Annotated in this window: 21 protein-coding genes; all 21 read left to right on the top strand. The window is 67.2% G+C overall.

The window, feature by feature from the left end; translation table 11 throughout:
• The 21 genes from AC1DYD_RS00395 (at position 1) to AC1DYD_RS00495 (ending at position 22,785) form a co-directional block, all read left to right on the top strand.
• Complete coding sequence (locus AC1DYD_RS00395) at positions 1-681, top strand: type IV pilus inner membrane component PilO (protein WP_478170769.1); 681 nt, start codon at positions 1-3, stop codon at positions 679-681.
• Positions 678-1,217, top strand: coding sequence for a pilus assembly protein PilP (locus AC1DYD_RS00400; protein ID WP_478170770.1), 540 nt, complete (start codon positions 678-680; stop codon positions 1,215-1,217). The genes AC1DYD_RS00395 and AC1DYD_RS00400 overlap by 4 nt, the downstream gene beginning before the upstream one ends.
• On the top strand, positions 1,214-3,364 hold the full coding sequence (locus tag AC1DYD_RS00405) for a type IV pilus secretin PilQ (protein ID WP_478170771.1): 2,151 nt from the start codon (positions 1,214-1,216) through the stop codon (positions 3,362-3,364). The genes AC1DYD_RS00400 and AC1DYD_RS00405 overlap by 4 nt, the downstream gene beginning before the upstream one ends.
• Positions 3,365-3,386: 22 nt before the next feature.
• Positions 3,387-3,932, top strand: coding sequence for a shikimate kinase (locus AC1DYD_RS00410; protein WP_478170772.1), 546 nt, complete (start codon positions 3,387-3,389; stop codon positions 3,930-3,932).
• Positions 3,933-4,003: 71 nt separating this feature from the next.
• Positions 4,004-5,104 carry a 3-dehydroquinate synthase gene (gene aroB / locus AC1DYD_RS00415; protein ID WP_478170773.1) on the top strand — a complete coding sequence of 367 codons (1,101 nt, stop codon included), beginning with the start codon at positions 4,004-4,006 and terminating at the stop codon, positions 5,102-5,104.
• A gap of 19 nt (positions 5,105-5,123) precedes the next feature.
• The gene (locus tag AC1DYD_RS00420) at positions 5,124-6,254 is read left to right on the top strand and encodes a deoxyguanosinetriphosphate triphosphohydrolase (RefSeq protein WP_478170774.1); all 1,131 of its coding nucleotides are present in this window, start codon (positions 5,124-5,126) and stop codon (positions 6,252-6,254) included.
• On the top strand, positions 6,251-7,501 hold the full coding sequence (locus AC1DYD_RS00425; protein WP_478170775.1) for an MFS transporter: 1,251 nt from the start codon (positions 6,251-6,253) through the stop codon (positions 7,499-7,501). Before AC1DYD_RS00420 ends, AC1DYD_RS00425 begins: the two co-directional genes overlap by 4 nt.
• The gene (locus tag AC1DYD_RS00430; protein ID WP_478170776.1) at positions 7,498-8,070 is read left to right on the top strand and encodes a DUF1415 domain-containing protein; all 573 of its coding nucleotides are present in this window, start codon (positions 7,498-7,500) and stop codon (positions 8,068-8,070) included. Before AC1DYD_RS00425 ends, AC1DYD_RS00430 begins: the two co-directional genes overlap by 4 nt.
• A complete protein-coding gene (locus tag AC1DYD_RS00435; RefSeq protein ID WP_478170777.1) occupies positions 8,067-8,927 on the top strand; it encodes a class I SAM-dependent methyltransferase in 861 nt (286 codons plus the stop codon). The genes AC1DYD_RS00430 and AC1DYD_RS00435 overlap by 4 nt, the downstream gene beginning before the upstream one ends.
• Before the next feature lie 40 nt (positions 8,928-8,967).
• On the top strand, positions 8,968-9,663 hold the full coding sequence (locus tag AC1DYD_RS00440; protein ID WP_478170778.1) for a transposase: 696 nt from the start codon (positions 8,968-8,970) through the stop codon (positions 9,661-9,663).
• A gap of 184 nt (positions 9,664-9,847) precedes the next feature.
• A complete protein-coding gene (locus AC1DYD_RS00445) occupies positions 9,848-14,590 on the top strand; it encodes a glutamate synthase-related protein (RefSeq protein WP_478170779.1) in 4,743 nt (1,580 codons plus the stop codon).
• A gap of 31 nt (positions 14,591-14,621) precedes the next feature.
• On the top strand, positions 14,622-16,100 hold the full coding sequence (locus AC1DYD_RS00450; protein ID WP_478170780.1) for a glutamate synthase subunit beta: 1,479 nt from the start codon (positions 14,622-14,624) through the stop codon (positions 16,098-16,100).
• A 243-nt stretch (positions 16,101-16,343) separates the two neighbouring features.
• Positions 16,344-17,168, top strand: coding sequence for an ABC transporter ATP-binding protein (locus AC1DYD_RS00455; RefSeq protein WP_478170781.1), 825 nt, complete (start codon positions 16,344-16,346; stop codon positions 17,166-17,168).
• The gene (gene mlaE / locus AC1DYD_RS00460; protein ID WP_478170782.1) at positions 17,165-17,947 is read left to right on the top strand and encodes a lipid asymmetry maintenance ABC transporter permease subunit MlaE; all 783 of its coding nucleotides are present in this window, start codon (positions 17,165-17,167) and stop codon (positions 17,945-17,947) included. The genes AC1DYD_RS00455 and mlaE overlap by 4 nt, the downstream gene beginning before the upstream one ends.
• Positions 17,948-17,984: 37 nt before the next feature.
• Complete coding sequence (mlaD, locus tag AC1DYD_RS00465) at positions 17,985-18,476, top strand: outer membrane lipid asymmetry maintenance protein MlaD (RefSeq protein WP_478170783.1); 492 nt, start codon at positions 17,985-17,987, stop codon at positions 18,474-18,476.
• Positions 18,473-19,219, top strand: a complete 747-nt coding sequence (locus tag AC1DYD_RS00470) for an MlaA family lipoprotein (protein WP_478170784.1) — start codon at positions 18,473-18,475, stop codon at positions 19,217-19,219. The genes mlaD and AC1DYD_RS00470 overlap by 4 nt, the downstream gene beginning before the upstream one ends.
• Before the next feature lie 132 nt (positions 19,220-19,351).
• Positions 19,352-20,005, top strand: a complete 654-nt coding sequence (locus tag AC1DYD_RS00475) for an MlaC/ttg2D family ABC transporter substrate-binding protein (protein WP_478170785.1) — start codon at positions 19,352-19,354, stop codon at positions 20,003-20,005.
• Positions 20,006-20,012: 7 nt separating this feature from the next.
• Entirely contained in the window at positions 20,013-20,285 is a 273-nt protein-coding gene (locus tag AC1DYD_RS00480) for an STAS domain-containing protein (RefSeq protein WP_478170786.1), read from the top strand.
• Between the two features lie 291 nt (positions 20,286-20,576).
• Positions 20,577-21,524 (top strand): ABC transporter ATP-binding protein, encoded by a 948-nt coding sequence (locus AC1DYD_RS00485; RefSeq protein WP_478170787.1) that lies wholly within the window; start codon positions 20,577-20,579, stop codon positions 21,522-21,524.
• Positions 21,525-21,558: 34 nt separating this feature from the next.
• On the top strand, positions 21,559-22,323 hold the full coding sequence (locus AC1DYD_RS00490; RefSeq protein ID WP_478171094.1) for an ABC transporter permease: 765 nt from the start codon (positions 21,559-21,561) through the stop codon (positions 22,321-22,323).
• Positions 22,324-22,542: 219 nt separating this feature from the next.
• On the top strand, positions 22,543-22,785 hold the full coding sequence (locus AC1DYD_RS00495; RefSeq protein ID WP_478170788.1) for a BolA family protein: 243 nt from the start codon (positions 22,543-22,545) through the stop codon (positions 22,783-22,785).
• The last annotated feature ends 6 nt before the right edge of the window (positions 22,786-22,791 follow it).

Here is a 22,791-nt window from a genome sequence, read left to right on the forward strand (position 1 = left end):
ATGGCAACGAAACGCCCTTCCGAGAGGTTCGACCTGGCGCTGTCCCTGCGGCGCTTCGGCCAGCAGTTCCAGGGCCTGAATCCCAATGACCCGTCGGTCTGGCCGCCGGTGCCGCGCTACGCCCTGTGCGTCGCGGTGGCCGCGGCGGTGCTGGCGGCGCTGTGGTTCGTCTGGCTCACCAACTCGAACGACGAGCTCGAAACCGAGCGCGCCAAGGAAGTCACGCTCAGGGCGGACTACCAGAAGAAGGTGGCCCAGGCCGCCAATCTCGAGCTGCTCAAGAAACAGCGCGAGCAGGTGCAGCAGTACGTCACGCTGCTCGAGAAGCAGCTGCCCAGCAAGGCCGAGATGGATGCCCTGCTGTCGGACATCAACCAGGCCGGGCTCGGGCGCAGCCTGCAGTTCGAGCTGTTCCGCCCGGGCCAGGTGTCCGTCAAGGACTACTACGCCGAGCTCCCGATCGCCGTCCGCGTGACCGGGCGGTACCACGACATGGGCGCCTTCGCCGCCGACATCGCGAACCTGTCGCGGATCGTGACCCTCAACAACATCGGGATCGCGCCGCAGAAGGACGGGGTGCTGGTCATGGATGCCACGGCGCGGACCTACCGCTACCTGGACGAGGAAGAGCAGGCCGCGCAGAAGCGCGCGGCGGCCGCGGCGGGGGCGAAGAAGAAATGAGAACGCTCAGCTTTCTATGGATTGCCGTTGCGGCGGTCGGCCTGACCGGGTGCTTCGGCTCCGAGCAGGAAGACCTCCAGCGCTGGATGGCGGAGCAGCGTGCGCAGGTGAAGCCGAGCGTGCCTCCGATCACCGAGCCGAAAAAATTCACCCCGCAGGCCTACACCGAGGCTGCGGCTGTCGACCCCTTCAACATGCAGAAGCTGACGCAGGCGCTGCGCCGCGACTCGGCCCAGCCCAGCACCTCGGGCCTGATCGCGCCCGAGCTGGCGCGTCGCAAGGAAGCGCTGGAAGCCTTCCCGCTCGACGCGATGGCGATGGTGGGCAGCCTGAGCCGCAACGGCCAGCCGGTGGCGCTGATCAGCGTCGACAAGCTGCTCTACCAGGTGCGGGTCGGCAACTATCTGGGACTCAATTACGGGCGCATCACCCGTATCAGCGAAACCGAACTCGGCTTGCGTGAAATCGTGCAGGACGCCGCCGGTGAATGGATCGAACGCGTGGCGACGCTGCAGTTGCAAGAGAGGTCGAAATGAACCAACAAAAATCTATGCTGGCGCACTGGCTGCGCGTGGCCGGTGCGGCGGTCGTGGCGTTCGGCGCGGCGGCCGTCGTGCACGCGCAGAACGCGATCGAATCCGTCACGAGTTCGATGCAGTCGGGTGCCGAAGTGGTACGGGTCGATTTCAGCCAGCCGCTGGCCGCGGCGCCGGCCGGTTTCGCGATCCAGTCGCCGGCCCGCGTCGCACTCGATTTCCCGGGCGTCACGAACGCCATCGGCCGCAACGCGATCGAAGTCAACCAGGGCAACCTGCGCTCGGTCAACGTGGTCCAGGCCGGCGAACGCACCCGCCTCGTGCTGAACCTGAAACAGGCCACCGCCTACAAGACCGAAATCCAGGGCAAGTCGCTGCTGATCTCGCTCGAACCGGTGGCAGGTGCCGCGCTGGTCAGTACGGCACCGTCGGCGGCCTTCGCCGAGAACCGCAACCGCGACACGCTGCCGCTGCGCGACGTCGATTTCCGCCTCGGCAGCGACAACACCGGCCGCGTGATCGTCGACCTGGCCAACAACCAGGTGGGGGTGGACATCCGCCAGCAGGGCAAGAGCCTGGTGGTCGAATTCACCAAGTCGACCTTGCCCGAAGGGCTGCGCCGCCGGCTCGACGTCTCGGATTTCGGCACCCCCGTGCAACTCGTGACCACCCAGCAGGTCGGCGACCGCGTGCGGATGGTGATCGAGCCGCGCGGCGAATGGGAGCACAGCGCCTACCAGAGCGAGAACCAGTTCGTGGTCGAGGTGCGCCCACGCAAGATCGACCCGACCAAGCTGACGCAGGGTGCCGGCTACAACGGCGAGAAGCTGTCGCTGAATTTCCAGAACATCGAGGTCCGCTCGCTGCTGCAGGTCATCGCCGACTTCACGAACTTCAACATCGTCACCTCGGACTCGGTCACCGGTTCGCTGACCCTGCGCCTGAAGGACGTGCCGTGGGACCAGGCGCTGGACATCATCCTGCAGGCCAAGAACCTGGGCATGCGCAAGAACGGCAGCGTGCTGTGGATCGCGCCCAAGGACGAGATCAACGCCAAGGAAAAGATGGAGTTCGAGGCCCAGGCCGCGATCCAGAACCTGGAGCCGCTGCGCACCCAGTCCTTCCAGCTGAACTACACCAAGGCGCTGCAGATCGCCCAGGGCCTGACCGGCACCGGCGCCTCCAGCGGCGGCGGCAGCAGCGGCACCGCGACCCGCATCCTGAGCCCGCGCGGCAGCGTGATCGCCGAGGCCCGCACCAACCAGCTGTTCGTGTCGGACATTCCGTCGCGGCTGGTGCAGGTGGCCGAACTGATCCAGAAGCTGGACATTCCGGTGCGCCAGGTGCTGATCGAGGCCCGCATCGTCGAAGCCGCCGACACCTTCGGCAAGTCGCTCGGCGTGAAACTCGGCGGCGGTATCGCCGGCGGCTCGGTCGGATCCGTCAACGGCAGCAACGTCTTCGGCAATGCCGGCGTGATGCCGATCGTCACCCCCGGCCTGAACGGCAACCCCTCCCAGGCCATCACCACCTTCACGAACTCCAACTTCGTGAACCTGCCTTCGACGGGCGTGTCGGGCAACGGCAACGCGCCGGGCACCTTCGCGATCTCGCTGTTCAATTCGACCTTCTCGCGCATGCTGAACCTCGAGATCTCGGCGCTCGAAGCCGACGGCAAGGGCAAGGTGGTGTCGAGCCCTCGCGTCGTGACCGCCGACCAGACCAAGGCGCTGATCGAGCAGGGCACCGAGCTGCCCTACCAGGTCGCGACCTCCAGCGGCGCCACCTCGATCGCCTTCCGCAAGGCCAACCTGAAGCTCGAGGTCACACCGCAGATCACGCCCGAGGGCAACATCATCCTGACGCTCGACGTCGCCAAGGACACGGTCGGCCAGATCACGACGGCCGGCTACGCGATCAACACGAAGCACGTGCAGACCGAGGTGCTGGTCGAGAACGGCGGCACGGTCGTCATTGGTGGTATCTTCGAACTCACCGAATCCAACGACGAATCGCGCATCCCGGTGCTCGGTGAAGTGCCCTATCTCGGGGCGCTGTTCCGGACGCGCAATCGCGTTGCAAACAAGACTGAAATGCTCGTCTTTATCACCCCGAAGATGATTACCGATCGCAACGCCGCGCGCTGACGCGCGGCGTTCCCCGCACCGCGTGGCGGTCGCACTCGTCGGCTTGCCCGGCGCCGGCAAATCCGCGATTGGCCGGCGCCTCGCGCAGCGCCTGCAGCTTCCTTTCGTCGACAGCGATCACGTGATCGAGGAGCGGATCGGCTGCTCGATCCGCGACTATTTCGAGCGCGAAGGCGAGGCCAGCTTCCGGGATCTCGAACAATCGGTCATCGCCGAACTCGCCGCGGCGCCCCACGGCGTGGTGGCCACCGGTGGCGGCTGCGTGCTGCGGGAGGCCAATCGGCAGGTCCTGCGCGCGCATTTCCACGTCCTCTACCTGCGTTCGCTGCCCGAAGACCTGTTCCGCCGGCTGCGCCACGACGTCAAGCGTCCCTTGCTGCAGGTGGCCGACCCGCTGGGGCGGCTGCGCGAGCTCTACGACGCGCGCGATCCGCTCTATCGCGAGACCGCCCATGAAACGGTCGAGACCGGCCGGCCGTCGATCGCGGCGGTGGTCAACATCATCGTGATGCAGCTCGAGCTTGCCGGGGTCGTGGTGCCCGACGACAACGGGCATCCGCTCGACTGAAAGCCCTCCGGGTTCGCCATGCCGCCGACGGACTGGGCGAGGTCCCTTCGGCATGCACCTAAACTCGGGGGATGCCATTGATCGCCCCCCCCGAACGCGTCGAGATCCAGCTCGGCGAGCGCAGCTACCAGATCCTGATCGGCAGCGGACTGCTCGGCGATGCGCGCCATTTCGCTGCCGTCCCGGCGGCTGCCAGTGCCCTGATCGTCACCAACACCACCGTGGCGCCGCTCTATGCCGCAGCCCTGCGGGAGGCGCTGGCCGGCCGCTACCGCCAGGTGCACGTGCTCGAACTGCCCGACGGCGAGGCGCACAAGGACTGGCAGACTCTGAACCTGATCTTCGACGCCCTGCTCGCCCGCGGCGCCGACCGCAAGACCGTGCTGTTCGCGCTGGGAGGGGGCGTGGTCGGCGACATGACCGGCTTCGCGGCCGCCAGCTACATGCGCGGCGTGCCATTCGTGCAGGTGCCGACCACGCTGCTGGCGCAGGTCGACTCCTCGGTGGGTGGCAAGACCGCGATCAATCACCCGCTGGGCAAGAACATGATCGGCGCCTTCTACCAGCCGCAGCTGGTGCTGTGCGACCTGGCGACGCTGGCGACCCTGCCGCCGCGCGAGCTCAGCGCCGGGCTGGCGGAGGTCATCAAGTACGGCCCGATCTACGACATGGAATTCCTGGCCTGGATCGAAGCCCACATCGATGCGCTCGTCGCCCGCGAACCGGGCGCGCTGGCGCACGCGGTCAGGCGCAGCTGCGAAATCAAGGCCGAAGTGGTGGGCCAGGACGAGCGAGAAGCCGGTTTGCGCGCGATCCTCAATTTCGGCCATACCTTCGGCCACGCGATCGAGTCGGGCCTCGGCTACGGCGAGTGGCTGCACGGCGAGGCGGTCGGCTGCGGCATGGTCATGGCGGCGCACCTGTCCCAGCGACTCGGCGGCATCGATGCCTTCTTCGTCGAACGGCTGACCGCGCTGGTCCGTCGCGCCGGCCTGCCGGTGGCCGCGCCTGCGCTCGGCGTCGAGCGCTATCTCGAACTGATGCGCGTCGACAAGAAGTCGGAGGCCGGCGAGATCCGTTTCGTGGTCATCGACCAGCCCGGTTCGGCGGTCGTGCGCGCCGCGCCCGATGCGATGGTGCGCGAGGTGCTGGCGCAATGCGCCACCGCCTGAACGTCCGGGCGGTGCACCGATGAGCCTCGCGCCCTACGCCAGCGACCCGGCCCGCACGCGCGGCCGGCGCCACGCCGAGGCGCCGGCGCCGACCCGCGACGCCTTCCAGCGCGACCGCGACCGCATCGTGCATTCGACCGCCTTCCGGCGCCTGGTCTACAAGACCCAGGTGTTCCTGAACCACGAAGGCGATCTGTTCCGGACCCGCCTCACGCATTCGCTCGAAGTCGCCCAGCTCGGCCGCTCGATCGCGCGGGCGCTCCGGCTCAACGAGGACCTGGTCGAGGCGATCGCGCTGGCCCATGACCTGGGCCACACGCCGTTTGGCCATGCCGGCCAGGATGCCCTCGATGCCTGCATGCAGGCGCACGGCGGTTTCGAGCACAACCTCCAGAGCCTGCGCGTGGTCGACGCGCTCGAGCACCGCTATCCGCAATACGACGGCCTCAACCTGAGCTTCGAGACTCGCGAAGGGATCCTCAAGCACTGCTCGCGTGCCAATGCCGAGCGGATCGAGGCCGAGGAGCCGGGCGGTGTGGGGCGGCGCTTCATCGATCGCACGCAGCCCGGGCTCGAGGCGCAGCTGTGCAACCTGGCGGACGAAATCGCCTACAACGCGCACGACATCGACGACGGCGTGCGTTCGGGGCTGATCAGCATCGAGCACGTGGGCGAGGTCGGGCTGTTCGATCGCTACCGGCGCGAGGCGCTGGTCGAGCATCCCGGCCTGCAGGGACGGCGCCTGCTCTACGAAACCATCCGCAGGATGCTCAGCGCCCAGGTCTACGACGTCATCGACGCCACCCGCAGCGCACTGGAATCGACCACGCCGGCCGACGCCGACGCGGTGCGCCGAAGCGACCCGCTGGTGCTTTTCAGCGCCACCATGAGAGCGGATTCGACCGAACTCAAGCGCTTCCTGTTCCGCAACCTCTATCGCCATCCGCAGGTGACGCAGACCGCCGACCGGGCGCAGCACGTGGTGCGGGCGCTGTTTGCGGCCTACCTCTCGGATGCCGCCGAATTGCCGGAAGCCTTCGCCTTGCGCGACGACCGCCATCGCGGCGTGGCGGACTACATCGCCGGCATGACCGACCGGTTCGCGATCCGGGAATACGAACGCCTCACGGGGCAGCGGTGGGTCGAATGAGCGGCGCCAGGGTTCCGGTCGCGGTCCTCGCGGTCGTCGCCGGCGGTGTCGCTGCCGCGCTGCACATCGGCAAGCTGCCGCCGGCCGTGCCGGCCCTGCAGCAGACGCTGGGCATCGGCCTGGTGCAGGCGGGATTTCTGCTGTCGCTGGTGCAGGTCGCCGGCATGACGCTCGGTCTCGGCGTCGGTCTTGCGGCCGACACCCTCGGCCTTCGCCGCAGCATGTTGACCGGCCTGGCGCTGCTCAGCCTCGCGAGCGCGCTCGGTGGCGGCGTTGGCGCCTGGGTCGACGATCCGGCCCGGGCCTTCGCCTGGCTGCTCGCGCTTCGAGCGCTTGAAGGCGTCGGCTTCCTGCTGGCCGTGATGCCGGGGCCCGGGCTGATCCGCGCCATTGCGCCGGCCGGTTCGGAAAAAGCCGCGATCGGACTGTGGGGCGCCTACATGCCGCTCGGCGTCGCGCTGGGGCTCCTGTCGGGGCCGGCGCTGATCGCCTGGGTCGGATGGCCGGGCTGGTGGTCGACGCTGGCGACGACATCCGCGGCTGCCGCGGTCTGGGTGGCGCTGGCGGCGCCGGCCGATTCCGCGCGCCGCAACCCTGGAGCCGCCCGCGTGGCCGAAGGCTGGCCGATCCGTCTGCGGGACACCGTGAGCGCCGAAGGCCCGTGGACGCTGGCACTGGCATTCGCGGTCTACTCGTCCCAGTGGATGGCAGTGATCGGTTTTCTGCCCGCGATCTACGCCGATGCCGGCGTGCCGAGCGGCTGGAACGCGGGGTTGACCGCGCTCGCGGCCGGCCTGAACATCATCGGCAACGTGGTGGGCGGCCGGCTGCTCCAGCAAGGCGTGGCGCCGGTCCGGCTGCTGCGCTGGGGATTCGTCGTGATGGCGCTCGGCAGCGTCGCGGCCTTCGTCCGGATCGGTGCGCCCGAAGCGGCGTGGAGTCTGCCGCCGGCGCTGCGCTATCTGGCGATCTGCCTGTTTTCGCTCGGCGGCGGCATGGTGCCGGCGACCCTGTTCATGCTGAGTGTGCGGCTGGCGCCCGGACCTGCGACCGTCTCGACGACCGTCGGCATGATGCAGCAGGCCTCCTCGTTCGGCCAGTTTGCGGCACCCCCGATGGTGGCCTGGCTCGCGCACCGCGTGGGCGGCTGGCAATGGACCTGGATCGTGACCATTTCGTGCTCGCTCGCGGGCCTGGCCCTCGCAGCCCGGCTTGTGCAGCCTGCTTCCAGGAGGGGCGCCGCATGAGGAGCGACGCGACGATTTCGGCCTCGCAGGCCGAGGCCGACACCCGGCGCTGGCTCGAGCGCGCAGTGATCGGGCTCAATCTGTGCCCTTTCGCCAAGGCCGTGCACGTGCGCGGCCAGATCCACTACGCTGCCTATTTGCCGAGCGACGAATCCGGCCTGATCGATGCGATGCTCCTCGAAGCCGAGGCGCTCGCGGCCAGCGCCGCCTCCGAGCGCGACACGACCCTTCTGATGGCACCGAACACCTTGGCCGATTTTCTCGATTTCAACGATTTCATGGCACGCGCCGAGCGGCGCCTGGCGCGCGCAGGCTTCGACGGGCTGCTGCAACTGGCGAGCTTCCATCCGCGCTTCCAGTTCGGCGGCACCGAGGCCGGCGACGTCACGAACTGCACCAATCGCGCACCCTATCCCACGCTGCACCTGCTGCGCGAGGACAGCGTGAGCCGGGCGGTCGATGCCTTTCCGGATGCCGAGGCGATCTTCGGCCGCAACATCCAGACGCTGGAGAATCTGGGCGCGGACGGCTGGGAAAGGCTCGATGTCGGGCCCGGGAGCGCGCGATGAACAAGGCTGCGAAGGCGTCCAGGGCCGAGGCCGAAGTCCGGAGCGAGCTGCGGCCGGGCCAGTCGGTCGAGTTGCTCAAGGAGCTTCACATCCTCACCCGCGAAGGCCGGCTCAACCAGGACTCGCGACGCAAGCTCAAGCAGGTCTACCACCTGTTCCAGTTCATCGAGAAGCTGCTGCGCGAGCTGCCCGGCGAGGGCGCCCAGGCCACGCTGGCCGACCATGGCGCCGGCAAGTCCTACCTCGGCTTCATCATCTACGACCTGTTCTTCAAGCAGGGCGGGGCCGGCCGTGTGTACGGCATCGAGACGCGGGCCGACCTGGTCCAGAAGTCGCGGGCGCTGGCCGAACGCCTGGGCTTCGACCGGATGGCCTTCCTCAATCTCACGGTGGCCGAATCCGCGACGGCGGCGGAACTGCCGCCGCACATCGATGTCGTGACGGCGCTCCATGCCTGCGACACCGCCACCGACGACGCGATCGCCTTCGGGCTGGCGAAGAAGGCCCGCTTCATGGTGCTGGTGCCTTGCTGCCAGGCCGAGGTCGCCGCCTGCCTGCGCGAAACCAAGGCGCTGGCGCTTTCGCGCACGCCGCTGGCGGAGCTGTGGCGCCATCCGCTGCACACGCGCGAAATCGGCAGCCAGCTCACCAATGTGCTGCGTTGCCTGTACCTCGAAGCCCATGGTTACCAGGTCACCGTGACCGAACTGGTGGGATGGGAGCACAGCATGAAGAACGAGCTCATCATCGCGCGCCACACGGGCCAGCGCAAAGCCAGCGCGGCCGAACGCCTGCGCGAGCTGCTCGACCAGTTCGGCCTGGCGTCGTTGCTGGAGACCCGCTTCCGGCTGCCCTGAGGCGCGCCGGCCCCGCGACCTTCCCGAAGCCGTTTTCGCCATGGCACGATTGCCCCGCCTCACGCTCGCCGGCCAGCCGCACCACGTCATCCAGCGCGGCAACAACCGGCAGCCCATCTTCATGGACCGTGCCGACCGCGAGATGTTCCTGGCCCTGCTGGGCGAGAACGCCGCACGCTTCGGCATCGCTCTGCACGCCTACGTGCTCATGGACAACCACTTCCATCTGCTGGCGACGCCGTCGACCGCGGAGGGACTGCCGCAGTGGATGCAGGCGGTGGGGCGGCGCTACGTGCGCTACTTCAACGACCGGCACGGCCGCAGCGGGACCCTGTGGGAAGGGCGCTACAAGTCGACCTTGATCCAGACCGAGCGCTACCTGCTGGCCTGCATGGCGTACATCGACCTGAATCCGGTGCGCGCGGGGATGGTGGCCGAGGCGCGCGACCATCCCTGGTCCAGCCATGCGCACTACGCCGGGCTGGCGCACGACAAGCTGCTGACGCCGCATCCGCTCTACTGGACCCTCGGCAACACGCCTTTCGCGCGCGAGGCCGCCTATGCCGAAATGGTGCGCGCGGGCGTCCCGGCCGCCGCGCAGGCACTGCTGACCGAGACCACCCTGCACGGCTGGGCTGCCGGCGATCGTGGTTTCGTCGATTCGTTACAAAAAACCACAGGTCGCCGGACATCGAAAGCGCGCGCTGGCAGGCCGCCGCTGCCCCGAGCGCCCTAGTCGAAAGCAGCCAAAGGCGCACCATTGCTCGTGCTGCTGCTATCGTTATTGATGTGGCCCTAATTTTTAGTCGACAGGATTAATCGGGATTTAATTGGAATCTGACCCCAATTAAAGAATTTGGCATTATTTGTGCAAAGCAATATGCTCCTTTTCCCTGCGAAAACTGAAGGAGCACGCCCCCATGACGACGGCTGCCGAGATCCAGCATCTCCAAGAACACGGTCTTTATTCCGCCGCTGACGAGCACGACGCCTGTGGCGTTGGCTTCGTGGCCCACATCAAGGGCGAAAAGAGCCACGCCATCGTGCTGCAGGGCTTGAAGATTCTCGAGAATCTGGACCACCGCGGCGCAGTGGGCGCTGACAAGCTCATGGGCGACGGCGCCGGTATCCTGATCCAGCTGCCCGACCTGCTGTACCGCGAGGAGATGGCCAAGCAGGGTGTGATCCTGCCGCCGCCCGGCGAATACGGCGTCGGCATGATCTTCCTGCCGAAGGAGCACGCCTCGCGCGAAGCCTGCGAGCAGGAGATGGAGCGCGCCATCAAGGTCGAGGGCCAGGTGCTGCTGGGCTGGCGCGACGTGCCGGTCAACCGCGAGATGCCGATGTCGCCCACGGTGCGCGCCAAGGAGCCGCTGCTGCGCCAGGTGTTCATTGGCCGCGGCAACGACGTGATCGTGCAGGACGCGCTGGAACGCAAGCTCTACGTGATCCGCAAGACCGCCAGCGCCAACATCCAGCGCCTGAAGCTCAAGCACAGCAAGGAATACTACGTTCCGAGCATGTCGAGCCGCACGGTGGTCTACAAGGGCCTGCTGCTGGCCGACCAGGTCGGCACCTACTACCTCGACCTGCAGGACAAGCGCTGCGTCTCGGCGCTGGGCCTGGTGCACCAGCGCTTCTCGACCAACACCTTCCCCGAGTGGCCGCTGGCCCACCCGTACCGCTACGTCGCCCACAACGGCGAGATCAACACGGTCAAGGGCAACTACAACTGGATGAAGGCGCGCGAGGGCGTGATGTCCTCGCCGGTGCTGGGCGCCGATCTGCAGAAGCTCTATCCGATCAGCTTCCCAGGCCAGTCCGACACCGCCACTTTCGACAACTGCCTCGAGCTGCTGACGATGGCCGGCTACCCGATCAGCCAGGCCGTGATGATGATGATCCCGGAGCCCTGGGAGCAGCATGCGACCATGGATACGCGCCGCCGCGCGTTCTATGAATACCACGCTGCGATGCTGGAGCCCTGGGACGGCCCCGCTTCGATCGTCTTCACCGACGGCCGCCAGATCGGCGCCACGCTCGACCGCAACGGCCTGCGGCCGTCGCGCTACTGCGTGACCGATGACGACCTGGTCATCATGGGCTCCGAATCCGGCGTGCTGCCGGTGCCGGAGCAGAAGATCGTGCGCAAGTGGCGGCTGCAGCCCGGCAAGATGTTCCTGATCGACCTCGAGCAGGGCCGCATGATCGACGACGAGGAAGTCAAGGCGACGCTGGCCAACAGCAAGCCCTACAAGCAGTGGATCGAGAACCTGCGCATCAAGCTCGACAGCGTCGAAGCCGAGATCGTGCAGGCGCCGACGAGCCCGGTCAGCCTGCTCGATCGCCAACAGGCCTTCGGCTACACCCAGGAAGACATCAAGTTCCTCATGAGCCCGATGGCCGCGGCCGGCGAGGAGGGCATCGGCTCGATGGGCAACGACAGCCCGCTGGCCGTGCTGTCGAACAAGAACAAGCCGCTCTACAACTACTTCAAGCAGCTGTTCGCGCAGGTGACGAACCCGCCGATCGACCCGATCCGCGAGGCGATCGTGATGTCGCTGGTGTCCTTCATCGGCCCGAAGCCGAACCTGCTGGACATCAACCAGGTCAACCCGCCGATGCGGCTCGAAGTGAGCCAGCCGATCCTCGACTTCGCCGACATGGCGAAGCTGCGCGACATCGGCACCTACACGCAGGGCAAGTTCAAGAGCTACACGCTCGACATCACCTACCCGCTGGCCTGGGGCGATGAAGGCGTGGAAGCCAAGTTGGCCTCGTTGTGCGCCGAGGCGGTCGATGCGATCAAGGGCGGCCACAACATCCTGATCGTCAGTGACCGCAACGTCGGCCCGACGCAAGTCGCGATCCCGGCGCTGCTGGCGCTGTCGGCGATCCACCAGTACCTGGTGCGCGAAGGCCTGCGCACCACGGCCGGCCTGGTGGTCGAGACCGGTTCGGCGCGCGAGGTGCATCACTTCGGCGTGCTCGCGGGCTACGGCGCGGAAGCCGTGCACCCGTACCTGGCGATGGAAACGCTGGCCGCGATGCACGAGGACCTGTCAGGCGACCTGAGCGCCGAGAAGGCCATCTACAACTACGTCAAGGCGGTCGGCAAGGGTCTGTCGAAGATCATGTCGAAGATGGGCGTCAGCACCTACATGAGCTACTGCGGCGCCCAGCTGTTCGAGGCCATCGGCCTGAACACCGAGGCGATCGAGAAGTACTTCACCGGCACCGCCAGCCGGGTGCAGGGCATCGGCGTGTTCGAGATCGCCCAGGAAGCGATCCGCATGCACAAGGCGGCCTTCAGCGACGACCCGGTGCTCGCCCACATGCTCGACGCCGGCGGCGAGTACGCCTGGCGCACCCGTGGCGAAGAGCACATGTGGACGCCCGACGCGATCGCCAAGCTGCAGCACAGCACGCGCGCCAACAACTTCAGCACCTACAAGGAATACGCGCAGCTGATCAACGACCAGAACCGCCGCCATCTCACGCTGCGCGGCCTGTTCGAGTTCAAGATCGATCCGGCCAAGGCCATTTCGGTGGACGAGGTCGAACCGGCCGCCGAGATCGTCAAGCGCTTCGCCACCGGCGCGATGTCGCTCGGCTCGATCAGCACCGAGGCGCACTCGACGCTTGCGATCGCGATGAACCGCATCGGCGGCAAGAGCAACACCGGCGAGGGTGGCGAAGACCCCAACCGCTACCGCAACGAGCTCAAGGGCATTCCGATCAAGATGGGCGACACGCTCAAGAGCGTGATCGGCGAGGCCAATGTCGAGGTCGACCTGCCGCTGAAGGATGGCGACTCGCTGCGCTCGAAGATCAAGCAGGTGGCTTCGGGTCGCTTCGGCGTCACCGCCGAGTACCTCTCGTCGGCCGACCAGCTGCAGATCAAGATGGCGCAGGGTGCCAAGCCCGGCGAGGGCGGCCAGTTGCCGGGCGGCAAGGTCTCCAACTACATCGGCCAGCTGCGCTACTCGGTGCCGGGCGTCGGCCTGATCTCGCCGCCGCCGCACCACGACATCTACTCGATCGAGGACCTGGCGCAGCTGATCCACGACCTGAAGAATGTCGCGCCGCATGCCAGCGTCAGCGTCAAGCTGGTCAGCGAAGTCGGCGTCGGCACGATCGCCGCCGGCGTCGCCAAGTGCAAGAGCGACCACGTCGTGATCGCCGGCCATGACGGCGGCACCGGCGCCTCGCCGTGGTCGTCGATCAAGCATGCCGGCAGCCCGTGGGAAATCGGCCTGGCCGAAACGCAGCAGACCCTGGTGCTGAACCGCCTGCGCGGCCGTATCCGGGTGCAGGCCGACGGCCAGATGAAGACCGGCCGCGATGTCGCCATCGGCGCGCTGCTGGGCGCCGACGAGTTCGGCTTCGCGACCGCGCCGCTGGTGGTCGAGGGCTGCATCATGATGCGCAAGTGCCACCTGAACACCTGCCCGGTCGGCGTCGCGACGCAAGACCCGGTATTGCGCAAGAAGTTCTCGGGCAAGCCCGAGCACGTGGTGAACTTCTTCTTCTTCGTGGCCGAGGAAGTGCGCCAGATCATGGCCCAGCTCGGCATCCGCAAGTTCGACGACCTGATCGGCCGCGCCGACCTGCTCGACACCAAGACCGGCATCGAGCACTGGAAGGCCCGCGGCCTCGATTTCAGCCGCCTGTTCGCGCAGCCCAACGTGCCGGCCGACGTGCCGCGCTTCCATGTCGAGAACCAGGACCACGGCCTCGAGAAGAGCCTCGACGTCAAGCTGATCGAGCGCTCGCGCCCGGCCATCGACAAGGGCGAGAAGGTGCAGTTCATCGAGGTGGCGCGCAACGTCAACCGCTCGGTCGGCGCCATGCTTTCGGGCGCGCTGACCAAGGTGCATCCGCAGGGCCTGCCCGACGACTCGATCCGGATCCAGCTCGAAGGCACGGGCGGCCAGTCCTTCGGCGCCTTCCTGGCGCGCGGCATCACGCTGTACCTGATCGGCGACGCCAACGACTACACCGGCAAGGGCCTGTCGGGAGGCCGCGTGGTGGTGCGTCCGAGCCTGGACTTCCGCGGCGAGGCGGCGCGCAACACCATCGTAGGCAACACGGCGCTGTACGGCGCGACAACCGGCGAGGCCTACCTCTGCGGCGTCGCCGGCGAGCGCTTCGCGGTGCGCTTGTCGGGGGCCACCGCGGTGGTCGAAGGCACCGGCGACCATGGCTGCGAGTACATGACCGGCGGCACGGTCGCGGTGCTCGGCAAGACCGGGCGCAACTTTGCGGCCGGCATGAGCGGCGGCGTCGCCTTCGTCTACGACGAGGACGGCCAGTTCGCCTCGCGCTGCAACCTCTCGATGGTGTCGCTCGACAAGGTGCTGACCTCGGCCGAGCAGACCGCCAGCGTGCATCGCAAGGTCTGGCACGAAGGCGAGACCGACGAGGCGCAGCTGCGCAAGCTGCTCGAGGAGCACCACCGCTGGACCGGCAGCAAGCGCGCGCGCGAACTGCTCGACAACTGGGCCGTCTCGCGGACCAAGTTCGTCAAGGTCTTCCCGAACGAATACAAGCGCGCGCTGGCCGAGATCCACGACCGCGAGGTCGAGCTCACCAGCAGCGGCAACAACGCGCATGCGGGCATGGAGCCGCATGCGGCCGCCAAGCCGGTGGCGGCGGTTTGAGCAGCGACAACGAATAGAACAGGAAAGCACGATGGGAAAAATCACCGGCTTCATGGAGCACGAGCGCATCGAGGAGGGCTACAAGCCCGTCGAGGAGCGGGTCAGGCATTACAAGGAATTCGTGGTCGGCCTCGACGAGGCGCAGGCCAAGGTGCAGGGCGCGCGCTGCATGGACTGCGGCACGCCGTTCTGCAACAGCGGCTGCCCGGTCAACAACATCATTCCGGATTTCAACGACCTGGTGTACCGCAGCGACTGGGAAAGCGCCTTTGTGGTGCTCGATTCGACCAACAACTTTCCCGAGTTCACCGGCCGCATCTGTCCTGCACCCTGCGAGGCCGCCTGCGTCCTGAACGTCAATGACGATCCGGTCGGCATCAAGTCGATCGAGCACGCGATCATCGACCGCGCCTGGGACGAAGGCTGGGTCGCGGCCCGGCCGGCCAAGCACAAGACCGGCAAGAAGGTCGCGGTGGTCGGCTCCGGCCCGGCCGGCATGGCGGCTGCGCAGCAGCTGGCGCGCGTCGGCCACGACGTCACGCTGTTCGAGAAGAACGACCGCATCGGCGGCCTGCTGCGCTATGGCATTCCCGATTTCAAGATGGAGAAGGTGCACATCGATCGCCGCGTCGAGCAGATGAAGGCCGAAGGCGTGAGCTTCCGCACCGGCGTGATGGTCGGCGCGGCCAAGGATCCGCTGGGCAAGGGCTCCAAGGTCACCAACTGGGCCAAGGAAACCGTCACGCCCGAACAGCTCGGCCGCGAATTCGATGCGGTGCTGCTGACCGGCGGTGCCGAGCAGTCGCGCGACCTGCCGGTGCCCGGCCGCGACCTCGACGGCATCCATTTCGCGATGGAGTTCCTGCCGCAGCAGAACAAGGTCAACGCCGGCGACAAGGTCAAGGGCCAGTTGCGCGCCGACGGCAAGCACGTGATCGTGATCGGCGGCGGCGACACCGGCTCCGACTGCGTGGGCACCAGCAACCGCCACGGCGCGGCCAGCGTGACCCAGTTCGAGCTGATGCCGCAGCCGCCCGAGGAAGAGAACCGCCCGCTGACCTGGCCCTACTGGCCGTACAAGCTGCGCACCAGCTCCAGCCACGAAGAGGGCTGCGAGCGCGAGTTCGCGATCTCGACCAAGGAATTCATCGGCGAGAAGGGCAAGCTCACCGGCCTGAAGACGGTCCGCGTCGAGTGGAAGGACGGCAAGATGGTCGAGGTGGCCGGCAGCGAGCAGGTGCTCAAGGCCGACCTGGTGCTGCTGGCCATGGGCTTCGTGAGCCCGGTCGCCAGCGTGCTGGAGGCCTTCGGCGTCGAGAAGGACGCCCGCGGCAATGCCAAGGCCAGCGTCGACTTCATCGGCGGCTATGCGACCAATGTGCCGAAGGTGTTCGCCGCCGGCGACATCCGCCGCGGCCAGTCGCTGGTGGTCTGGGCGATCCGCGAAGGCCGCCAGGCAGCGCGCTCGGTCGACGAATTCCTCATGGGTTTCAGCGACCTGCCGCGCTGAACTTGCCCCCACGCTCCCCCACCGCGTGTGGGTCGCTGCCCCCCGAGGGGGCCGCAGGCCGCCTTGGGGCGGCCCGGCGCCGGCCTGTCCCCCACGCCCACCGCTTCGTGTGGTTCGCTGCCTCTCGAGGAGGCGCGTGCCTGCCTTGGGACGGTCGGCGCGGGCAAGCTTCGTGCTTCCCTTATCATTGAGCGTTACCGCGAGCCGGGATGTCCTCAGGGGTGCCCCGGCTTTTTCATTGTCATGAACCCTGCACCTTCCTCTTCCCTCGTTGAATTCCGCGACGTCGCCTTCGGCTACGGCGATCGCGCGATCCTCGACGGCGTCTCGTTCTCGGTGCCGCGCGGCAAGGTGACGGCATTGATGGGCGCTTCGGGCGGCGGCAAGACCACCGTGCTGCGCTTGATCGGCGGCCAGGTGCGTGCGCGCCGCGGCCAGGTGCTGGTCAACGGCGAGGATGTGGGCCAGTTGGCACCCGAAGCGCTCTATGCGGCCCGGCGCCGCATGGGCATGCTGTTCCAGTTCGGCGCGCTCTTCACCGACATGAGCGTGTTCGACAACGTGGCTTTTCCGCTGCGCGAGCACACGCGCCTGTCCGAAGGGCTGGTCCGCGACATCGTGCTGATGAAGCTCGACGCGGTCGGCCTGCGCGGCGCGCGCGAACTGATGCCCAGCGAGGTGTCGGGCGGCATGGCGCGGCGCGTGGCGCTGGCGCGTGCGATCGCGCTCGACCCCGACCTCGTCATGTACGACGAACCTTTCGCCGGCCTCGACCCGATCTCGCTCGGCACCGCGGCGCGGCTGATCCGGCAGCTCAACGACACGCTGGGCCTCACCAGCGTGGTCGTGTCGCACGACCTCGAAGAGACCTTCCGCATCGCCGACCACGTGATCATCCTGGCCAATGGCGGCATTGCCGCGCAGGGCAAGCCGGATGAGGTGCGCGTCAGCACCGATCCGCTGGTCCACCAGTTCGTCAATGCGCTGCCCGAGGGGCCGGTGCACTTCCACTATCCCGCGGTCGGCGTCGAGGCCGATTTCGGCAATGCGCAGGGGGGACGCGAATGAGCTGGTACAAGCCGGCCGACGTGGGCTTCGCCGTGCGAAGCAAACTGGCCGACCTCGGGCTCGGCGCGCGCCTGTTCCTGCAGCTCCTGCTGCGTGGTGCGCACAGCCTGCGCCGTTTCGGGCTGGTGCGCGACCAGGTCCACTTCCTGGGCAACTATTCGCTGGCGATCATCGCCGTCTCGGGACTGTTCGTCGGCTTCGTGCTGGGGCTGCAGGGGTACTACACGCTGCAGCGCTACGGCTCGTCGGAGGCGCTGGGCCTGCTGGTTGCACTGAGCCTGGTGCGCGAGCTCGGCCCGGTGGTGGCGGCGCTGCTGTTCGCGGGCCGCGCCGGCACCTCGCTCACCGCCGAGATCGGCCTCATGAAGGCGGGCGAGCAACTCAGCGCCATGGAGATGATGGCGGTCGATCCGGTGCAGCGCATCCTGGCGCCGCGCTTCTGGGGCGGCGTGATCACCATGCCCTTGCTGGCGGCGGTGTTCAGCGCGGTCGGCGTGATCGGCGGCTACGTGGTGGGCGTGCTGATGCTGGGCGTCGACTCCGGGGCCTTCTGGGGCCAGATGCAGGGTGGCGTCGATGTCTGGCGCGACGTCGGCAACGGCGTCGTCAAGAGCATCGTCTTCGGCGTCGCCGTGACCTTCATCGCGCTGCTGCAGGGCTACCAGTCGCAGCCGACGCCCGAGGGCGTGTCGCGCGCCACCACGCGCACGGTGGTGGTCGCCTCGCTCAGCGTGCTCGGGCTCGATTTCATGCTGACCGCCATGATGTTCAGCATTTAAGTGGCCCTCGGCCAATCGTTCAGAGAGAGTGCAACACATGCAACGTTCCAACAATGACATCTGGGTCGGCCTGTTCGTCCTGATCGGCGGCGCTGCGCTGCTCTTCCTGGCGCTGCAGTCGGCCAACCTTCTGGGCCTGAACTTCCAGAAGACCTACAACGTGACCGCGCGCTTCGACAACATCGGCGGCCTCAAGCCGCAGACCGCAGTCAAGAGCGCCGGGGTGGTGGTCGGACGCGTCGAATCCATCACGTTCGATGACAAGAACTTCCAGGCGGCCGTGACGCTGGCGCTGCAGAACCGCTACAGTTTCCCCAAGGACAGCTCCTTCAAGATCCTGACCAGCGGCCTGCTCGGCGAGCAGTACATCGGGATCGAAGCCGGCGCCGACGAAAAGACCCTTCAAGCCGGCGATGTCGTGACCGATACCCAATCAGCCGTCGTGCTGGAAAATCTGATCAGCCAGTTCCTCTACAGCAAGGCGGCAGAAGGAAGCTCACCGTCCGGCAACGCCAACAACAAGAAATGAAATCACGATCTGCTTTCGCCGGCTCGGCCTCGCGTGCCCGCTTCGCCACCGCTGTGCGCGCGACATTCGCCGCTGGCGTCCTCGTTCTCGCCACGGGTTGTGCGACCGGTCCGAACGCCAACCCCGCGGACCCCCTCGAGCCGCTCAATCGACAGGTCTATCGCTTCAACAACGCGCTCGACGACGCGCTGCTGAAGCCGGCCGCGACGGTCTATGTCAAGGTTCTGCCCTCGCCGATCCGCACCGGCGTGAACAACTTCTTCGGCAATCTGTCGGACGTCTGGAGCTTTGCCAACAGCGTGGCGCAGCTGAAGCTCCAGGACAGTGCCCAGACCTTCATGCGCGTGAACGTCAACACGGTCTTCGGCCTCGGCGGCATCCTGGACGTGGCCACCGATCTCGGCATCGACCGCCACAGCGAGGACTTCGGCCAGACGCTGGGCCGCTGGGGCGTTCCGGCGGGCCCCTACCTGGTTCTGCCGCTCCTGGGCCCGTCGACGCTGCGCGACACGGTCGCGCTGCCGGTGGATGTGCAGGGCGATCTGGTCAACCACATCGCGGACATCCCGGTGCGCAATTCGATGTACGCTTTGCGCCTGATCGACATCCGCGCCAACCTGCTGCGGGTGGGCCAATTGCTCGAGGACGCGGCGCTCGACCGATACACCTTCACGCGTGATGCCTTCCTGCAGCGCCGACGCAGCGAAGTTCACGATGGAAACCTGCCCGACGAGGGCAACTAGCGGCGGTCGCGCCGGACCCGGCTTCGTTGCATTCGGTCGCAGCGTCCGGTGCCCGCCATGGAACCCTGCCGGTGCGGCGGGCTCCAAGCCGACAGGGCGTCTGCCCGACTTTTGAAACAAGGGATTGACTCGATGAACCAGAATCTTCAACGCCGTGCCTTGGGACGCCTGGCGATCGCCGGCCTGCTGCTGGTCGGCGCCGCGGTCGGATTCGTGCCGGCGGCCCAGGCCGCCGACGAGGCGCCCGATGTCCTGATCAAGCGCCTGTCTTCGGATGTGCTGGACACCATCAAGGCCGACAAGTCGATCAAGGCCGGCGACATCGGCAAGATCATGCTGCTGGTCGACAGCAAGATCATGCCGAACGTGAATTTCCTGCGGATGACCTCTTCGGCCGTCGGCCCGGCCKGGCGCCAGGCCACGCCGGAGCAGCAGAAGCGCCTCGAGGAAGAGTTCAAGATCTTGCTGGTGCGCACCTACGCGGGTGCGCTCGACCAGGTCAGCGACCAGACGGTGAACGTGCGCCCCTTCCGTGGCTCGCCCGAGGACAAGGAAGTGCTGGTGCGCACCGAAGTCAAGGGCAGCGGCGATCCGGTGCAACTCGACTATCGGCTCGAGAAGACCCCGGGGGAGGCCGGCGGCTGGAAGATCTACAACATCAACGTGCTGGGCGTGTGGCTGGTGGATACCTACCGCACCCAGTTCGCCCAGCAGATCAACAGCAAGGGCATCGACGGCTTGATCGCCGTCCTGGAAGCGCGCAACAAGACCAACGGCAAGAGCTGAGTCGGCGATGCTGGTGCTGCCCCCCAAGTTGACGCACGACGAAGCGCCTGCCTGCGCCTACATGCTCCAGCAGGGGCTGGCCGGGCAGACCGACACCGGCACCGTGGTCGATGCCAGCGCCCTGGTCGAGTTCGACTCCTCGGCGCTCGCGGTGCTGCTCGAGTGCCGGCGTGAGTCCAGCGCCCTCGGTCGCGGCTTCGCGGTGAAGGGCCTCCCGGCGCGCCTGCGCGAGCTCGCCGCCCTGTACGGAATCGCAGGCCTTTTGCCCGCCGCCCCGTAGCTGTTGCTCGCCCCCAGGTTGCTCGGCACTTCGTGTCCGGGCGCCCACCCCCTACCGGGGGCAACACCAGCGGCCCGGCAAAGCCGGTTCCGCGGTGTTTCACCAACGGGCCTGGCTGCGCCGGCCGGCCGAAGAGGCGCGTTGCGTGTTCCGCGGCGGCGCGGAGCGCACGCCTGTTCGTGGGCAGTCGCGGAACCGGCTTCGCCGGGCCGCTGACTGCGCCCCCGGTAGGGGGTGGGCGGCTACACGAAGTGAGCCAACCTGGGGGCGAGCTTAAAATACTCGGCTGTCATGCCCGCGATCTCCTTCCAGTCGGTCTCCAAGACCTATCCCCCCTCACGCCAACAACGAAACCAGGGCAAGCCCGGGCTTCGTGCCGTCGATGACGTGAGCTTCCAGATCGAGGAAGGCGAGTTCTTCGGCCTGCTGGGCCCGAACGGCGCCGGCAAGACCACCCTGATCAGCATGCTCGCCGGCCTGTCCCGGCCGACCAGCGGCACCATCCGGGTCCATGGATTCGACGTCCAGAAGGACTACGCGCAGGCGCGCCGCCATCTCGGCGTGGTGCCGCAGGAGCTGGTCTTCGACCCCTTCTTCAATGTCCGCGAGGCGCTGCGCATCCAGTCGGGCTATTTCGGCATCCGGAACAACGACGCCTGGATCGACGAACTGCTGCAAAGCCTGGGCCTGGCCGACAAGGCGAACGCCAACATGCGCCAGCTCTCGGGCGGCATGAAGCGGCGCGTCCTGGTTGCGCAGGCGCTGGTCCACAAGCCGCCGGTGATCGTGCTGGACGAGCCCACCGCGGGCGTCGACGTCGAGCTGCGCCAGACACTGTGGCAGTTCGTGGCCAAGCTCAACAAGCAGGGCAGCACGGTGCTGCTGACCACCCACTACCTCGAGGAAGCCGAGGCGCTGTGCCATCGGATCGCGATGCTCAAGCAGGGGCGCGTGATTGCGCTCGATCGCACCAGCGAACTGCTGCGCTCGGCCGCCAGCAACGTGCTGCGCTTCAAGACCGACGGCCTGCTGCCCTGGTCCATCGCCCAGCACGCCCGCATCACCGGCCGCATCGTGCAGCTGCCCGCGCAGAACGCCCACGAGGTCGAGCAGCTGCTGGCCGCGATCCGCGAAGCCGGCCTCGACGTCGAGGACGTCGAGATGCGCAAGGCCGACCTCGAGGACGTCTTCATCGATCTGATGGCGGGCGAGCAGACGCCGCTGGAGGTCGCGAGATGAGCGCCGCGCCGCGCCGGGCATGGAGACTCGCATGATGATCAACGCGCTGGGTTGGCGCGCCTTGCTCTACAAGGAAACGCTGCGCTTCTGGAAGGTCGGCTTCCAGACCGTCGGCGCCCCGGTGCTGACCGCGGTGCTCTACCTGATGGTCTTCGGCCACGTGCTCGAGGACCACGTCAAGGTCTTCGGCACGGTGAGCTACACCGCCTTCCTGGTGCCCGGCCTGGTGATGATGAGCGTGCTGCAGAACGCCTTCGCCAACAGCTCGTCGTCGATCATCCAGAGCAAGATCATGGGCAGCCTCGTGTTCGTGCTGCTGACGCCGCTATCCCACTGGGGCTGGTTCTTGGCCTACGTCGGATCGTCCATCGTGCGCGGACTGGCGGTGGGCCTCGGCGTGTTCGTCGTGACCGCCTTCTTCGCCATGCCGGGCTTCGTGGCGCCGCTCTGGATCCTGGTCTTCGCCTTCCTGGGTGCCGCCATCCTGGGCACGCTGGGCCTGATCGCCGGCCTCTGGGCCGAGAAGTTCGACCAGATGGCGGTGTTCCAGAACTTCCTGATCATGCCGATGACCTTCCTGTCCGGCGTGTTCTATTCGATCGGCTCGCTGCCGCCCTTCTGGCAGGCCGTGAGCCACCTGAACCCCTTCTTCTACATGATCGATGGCTTCCGCTACGGCTTCTTCGGCGTCAGCGATACGTCGCCCTGGCTGAGCCTGGCGATCGTCGGCGGTGCCTGGCTGGTGGTGAGCGCCATCGCGGTCCACCTGCTGCGCATCGGCTACAAAATTCGTGGATGAAATGAAACACCCCCGAAGCGCCTGCGGCGCCCCGAGTCGCCGCCAGAGGCGGCGGCTCTTCGGTCCGTCCAAGCCTGCCCATGCAGGCTTGGAGCCGCGGACCTCAGCCCCTCAAGGGCGATACCAGCGGCCCGGCAAAGCCGGTTCCACGGTATCCCTGGCCTTGCGCCGGGCCGGATTCATGCGTCGCGGGTCACGCGATCGCGCTGGAACACTGACATGACTGCCGAAGAACTTCAATCGATCATCGAGGCCGGCCTGGCCTGCGACCACATCACGCTCGAGGGCGATGGCCGCCACTGGTATGCGACCATCGTCTCGCCCGAGTTCGAGGGCAAGCGCCCCATCCAGCGGCATCAGCGGGTCTATGCCACCCTGGGTGCCAAAATGCACACCGACGAAGTGCATGCGCTCTCGATGAAAACCTTCACGCCTGCCGAGTGGGCAGGCCAGAACCGCTAGATTTTC

The organism is Variovorax sp. P4_B11 (assembly GCF_056402355.1).

Bases quoted from the DNA above. Each gene is read 5' to 3' on its own strand.
- AC1DYD_RS00395 (WP_478170769.1), top strand. From the start codon at position 1: ATGGCAACGAAACGCCCTTCCGAGAGGTTCGACCTGGCGCTGTCCCTG.
- AC1DYD_RS00400 (WP_478170770.1), top strand. From the start codon at position 678: ATGAGAACGCTCAGCTTTCTATGGATTGCCGTTGCGGCGGTCGGCCTG.
- AC1DYD_RS00405 (WP_478170771.1), top strand. From the start codon at position 1,214: ATGAACCAACAAAAATCTATGCTGGCGCACTGGCTGCGCGTGGCCGGT.
- aroB (WP_478170773.1), top strand. From the start codon at position 4,004: ATGCCATTGATCGCCCCCCCCGAACGCGTCGAGATCCAGCTCGGCGAG.
- AC1DYD_RS00420 (WP_478170774.1), top strand. From the start codon at position 5,124: ATGAGCCTCGCGCCCTACGCCAGCGACCCGGCCCGCACGCGCGGCCGG.
- AC1DYD_RS00425 (WP_478170775.1), top strand. From the start codon at position 6,251: ATGAGCGGCGCCAGGGTTCCGGTCGCGGTCCTCGCGGTCGTCGCCGGC.
- AC1DYD_RS00430 (WP_478170776.1), top strand. From the start codon at position 7,498: ATGAGGAGCGACGCGACGATTTCGGCCTCGCAGGCCGAGGCCGACACC.
- AC1DYD_RS00435 (WP_478170777.1), top strand. From the start codon at position 8,067: ATGAACAAGGCTGCGAAGGCGTCCAGGGCCGAGGCCGAAGTCCGGAGC.
- AC1DYD_RS00440 (WP_478170778.1), top strand. From the start codon at position 8,968: ATGGCACGATTGCCCCGCCTCACGCTCGCCGGCCAGCCGCACCACGTC.
- AC1DYD_RS00445 (WP_478170779.1), top strand. From the start codon at position 9,848: ATGACGACGGCTGCCGAGATCCAGCATCTCCAAGAACACGGTCTTTAT.
- AC1DYD_RS00450 (WP_478170780.1), top strand. From the start codon at position 14,622: ATGGGAAAAATCACCGGCTTCATGGAGCACGAGCGCATCGAGGAGGGC.
- AC1DYD_RS00455 (WP_478170781.1), top strand. From the start codon at position 16,344: ATGAACCCTGCACCTTCCTCTTCCCTCGTTGAATTCCGCGACGTCGCC.
- mlaE (WP_478170782.1), top strand. From the start codon at position 17,165: ATGAGCTGGTACAAGCCGGCCGACGTGGGCTTCGCCGTGCGAAGCAAA.
- mlaD (WP_478170783.1), top strand. From the start codon at position 17,985: ATGCAACGTTCCAACAATGACATCTGGGTCGGCCTGTTCGTCCTGATC.
- AC1DYD_RS00470 (WP_478170784.1), top strand. From the start codon at position 18,473: ATGAAATCACGATCTGCTTTCGCCGGCTCGGCCTCGCGTGCCCGCTTC.
- AC1DYD_RS00480 (WP_478170786.1), top strand. From the start codon at position 20,013: ATGCTGGTGCTGCCCCCCAAGTTGACGCACGACGAAGCGCCTGCCTGC.
- AC1DYD_RS00485 (WP_478170787.1), top strand. From the start codon at position 20,577: ATGCCCGCGATCTCCTTCCAGTCGGTCTCCAAGACCTATCCCCCCTCA.
- AC1DYD_RS00490 (WP_478171094.1), top strand. From the start codon at position 21,559: ATGATCAACGCGCTGGGTTGGCGCGCCTTGCTCTACAAGGAAACGCTG.
- AC1DYD_RS00495 (WP_478170788.1), top strand. From the start codon at position 22,543: ATGACTGCCGAAGAACTTCAATCGATCATCGAGGCCGGCCTGGCCTGC.